We start from the raw sequence: 3696 nt of genomic DNA, 5'->3' as shown, positions 1-3696 counted from the left end.
CGGCCTACACCCTTACCCCGGGACAACCACCGCCCGGGATGGACTACCTTCCTGCGTCACCCCATCACTCACCTACTAACCGCTTGGTTCAGCGGCTCCACCACTCCGAACCACGTCAAAGACGGGGCCCGGCGGCTTCACGGCCTTAGCATCACGATGCTCGATGTTTGACGCTTCACAGCGGGTACCGGAATATCAACCGGTTATCCATCGACTACGCCTGTCGGCCTCGCCTTAGGTCCCGACTTACCCTGGGCAGATCAGCTTGACCCAGGAACCCTTAGTCAATCGGCGCAAACGTTTCTCACGTTTGTATCGCTACTCATGCCTGCATTCTCACTCGTCAACCGTCCACAACTACCTTCCGGTGCTGCTTCACCCGGCAGACGACGCTCCCCTACCCATCACGATCCCCGTTAGAGGTATATATCGCAATGACACGACTTCGGCGGTACGCTTGAGCCCCGCTACATTGTCGGCGCGGAATCACTAGACCAGTGAGCTATTACGCACTCTTTCAAGGGTGGCTGCTTCTAAGCCAACCTCCTGGTTGTCTGTGCGACTCCACATCCTTTCCCACTTAGCGTACGCTTAGGGGCCTTAGTCGATGCTCTGGGCTGTTTCCCTCTCGACCATGGAGCTTATCCCCCACAGTCTCACTGCCGCGCTCTCACTTACCGGCATTCGGAGTTTGGCTAAGGTCAGTAACCCGGTAGGGCCCATCGCCTATCCAGTGCTCTACCTCCGGCAAGAAACACACGACGCTGCACCTAAATGCATTTCGGGGAGAACCAGCTATCACGGAGTTTGATTGGCCTTTCACCCCTAACCACAGGTCATCCCCCAGGTTTTCAACCCTGGTGGGTTCGGTCCTCCACGACCTCTTACAGCCGCTTCAACCTGCCCATGGCTAGATCACTCCGCTTCGGGTCTTGAGCGTGCTACTACAGCGCCCTGTTCGGACTCGCTTTCGCTACGGCTACCCCACCCGGGTTAACCTCGCAACACACCGCAAACTCGCAGGCTCATTCTTCAAAAGGCACGCAGTCACGAGAACAAGGCAAGCCTTGTTCCGACGCTCCCACGGCTTGTAGGCACACGGTTTCAGGTACTATTTCACTCCGCTCCCGCGGTACTTTTCACCATTCCCTCACGGTACTATCCGCTATCGGTCACCAGGGAATATTTAGGCTTAGCGGGTGGTCCCGCCAGATTCACACGGGATTTCTCGGGCCCCGTGCTACTTGGGTGTCTCACAAGCAAGCCGCTGACATTTCGACTACGGGGGTCTTACCCTCTACGCCGGACCTTTCGCATGTCCTTCGCCTACATCAACGGTTTCTGACTCGCCCTGTTGCCGGCAGACAACAGAAGTGAGATCCCACAACCCCGCACACGCAACCCCTGCCGGGTCTCACACGTGAACGGTTTAGCCTCATCCGGTTTCGCTCGCCACTACTCCCGGAATCACGGTTGTTTTCTCTTCCTGCGGGTACTGAGATGTTTCACTTCCCCGCGTTCCCTCCACACTGCCTATGTGTTCAGCAGCGGGTGACAGCCCATGACGACTGCCGGGTTTCCCCATTCGGACACCCCCGGATCAAAGCCTGGTTGACGACTCCCCGGGGCCTATCGTGGCCTCCCACGTCCTTCATCGGTTCCTGGTGCCAAGGCATCCACCGTGCGCCCTTAAAAACTTGGCCACAGATGCTCGCGTCCACTGTGCAGTTCTCAAACAACGACCAACCACCCATCACCCCGGGATCAAAACACCCGAGTGCACTGGGGCCGGCAACTGAGGGTTCGTTCCCTCAGACACCCAACAGCGTGCCCGGCCCAGCCCCGTCCGGTGATCGTGCGTTCCACGCTCCGAAGAGCAGTACTGGCAGCCACCGGCCCGAGTCAGGACCGAATAGTCAACGTTCCACCCATGAGCAACCGTGCAAGACACTTGCCTGCAGTCGGCTATGTGCTCCTTAGAAAGGAGGTGATCCAGCCGCACCTTCCGGTACGGCTACCTTGTTACGACTTCGTCCCAATCGCCAGTCCCACCTTCGACAGCTCCCTCCCACAAGGGGTTGGGCCACCGGCTTCGGGTGTTACCGACTTTCGTGACGTGACGGGCGGTGTGTACAAGGCCCGGGAACGTATTCACCGCAGCAATGCTGATCTGCGATTACTAGCGACTCCGACTTCATGGGGTCGAGTTGCAGACCCCAATCCGAACTGAGACCGGCTTTTTGAGATTCGCTCCACCTTGCGGTATCGCAGCTCATTGTACCGGCCATTGTAGCACGTGTGCAGCCCAAGACATAAGGGGCATGATGACTTGACGTCGTCCCCACCTTCCTCCGAGTTGACCCCGGCGGTCTCCCGTGAGTCCCCAACCTCCGAAGAGTTGCTGGCAACACGGGACAAGGGTTGCGCTCGTTGCGGGACTTAACCCAACATCTCACGACACGAGCTGACGACAGCCATGCACCACCTGTACACCGACCACAAGGGGGCGCCCATCTCTGGACGTTTCCGGTGTATGTCAAGCCTTGGTAAGGTTCTTCGCGTTGCGTCGAATTAAGCCACATGCTCCGCCGCTTGTGCGGGCCCCCGTCAATTCCTTTGAGTTTTAGCCTTGCGGCCGTACTCCCCAGGCGGGGCACTTAATGCGTTAGCTGCGGCACGGACAACGTGGAATGTTGCCCACACCTAGTGCCCACCGTTTACGGCGTGGACTACCAGGGTATCTAATCCTGTTCGCTCCCCACGCTTTCGCTCCTCAGCGTCAGTATCGGCCCAGAGATCCGCCTTCGCCACCGGTGTTCCTCCTGATATCTGCGCATTTCACCGCTACACCAGGAATTCCGATCTCCCCTACCGAACTCTAGCCTGCCCGTATCGACTGCAGACCCGGGGTTAAGCCCCGGGCTTTCACAACCGACGCGACAAGCCGCCTACGAGCTCTTTACGCCCAATAATTCCGGACAACGCTTGCGCCCTACGTATTACCGCGGCTGCTGGCACGTAGTTAGCCGGCGCTTCTTCTGCAGGTACCGTCACTTTCGCTTCTTCCCTGCTGAAAGAGGTTTACAACCCGAAGGCCGTCATCCCTCACGCGGCGTCGCTGCATCAGGCTTTCGCCCATTGTGCAATATTCCCCACTGCTGCCTCCCGTAGGAGTCTGGGCCGTGTCTCAGTCCCAGTGTGGCCGGTCGCCCTCTCAGGCCGGCTACCCGTCGTCGCCTTGGTGAGCCGTTACCTCACCAACAAGCTGATAGGCCGCGGGCTCATCCTGCACCGCCGGAGCTTTCGACTCTCACAGATGCCTGCGAGCGTCAGTATCCGGTATTAGACCCCGTTTCCAGGGCTTGTCCCAGAGTGCAGGGCAGATTGCCCACGTGTTACTCACCCGTTCGCCACTAATCCCCACCGAAGTGGTTCATCGTTCGACTTGCATGTGTTAAGCACGCCGCCAGCGTTCGTCCTGAGCCAGGATCAAACTCTCCGTGAATGTTTACCCGTAATCGGGTGACACCACGAGAGCGGAACATCGGGAGGAATAGTCCCGACGTTCACAGCGTCCTCGCTGTGTGTTTCAAAGGAACCTCAACCCGATCAGAGATCCGATCAGGTCGGGGTATCAACATATCTGGCGTTGACTTTTGGCACGCTGTTGAGTTCTCAAGGAACGGACGCTTCCTT

The 3696-nt window shown here is 58.3% G+C and carries 2 rRNA genes; both read right to left on the bottom strand.

Going from position 1 to position 3696, the window contains the following annotated elements:
- Nucleotides 1–1703 (bottom strand): 23S ribosomal RNA (locus tag K7854_RS37085); the annotation flags it as partial.
- 277 nt (nt 1704–1980) lie between these two features.
- Nucleotides 1981–3505, bottom strand: a 16S ribosomal RNA gene (locus K7854_RS37080).
- Nucleotides 3506–3696: the final 191 nt, after the last annotated feature.

Source organism: Streptomyces hyderabadensis (genome assembly GCF_020404845.1).
GTDB classification, from domain to species: Bacteria; Actinomycetota; Actinomycetes; order Streptomycetales; family Streptomycetaceae; genus Streptomyces; species Streptomyces hyderabadensis.
This window is presented reverse-complemented; position numbering and strand designations above follow the sequence as displayed.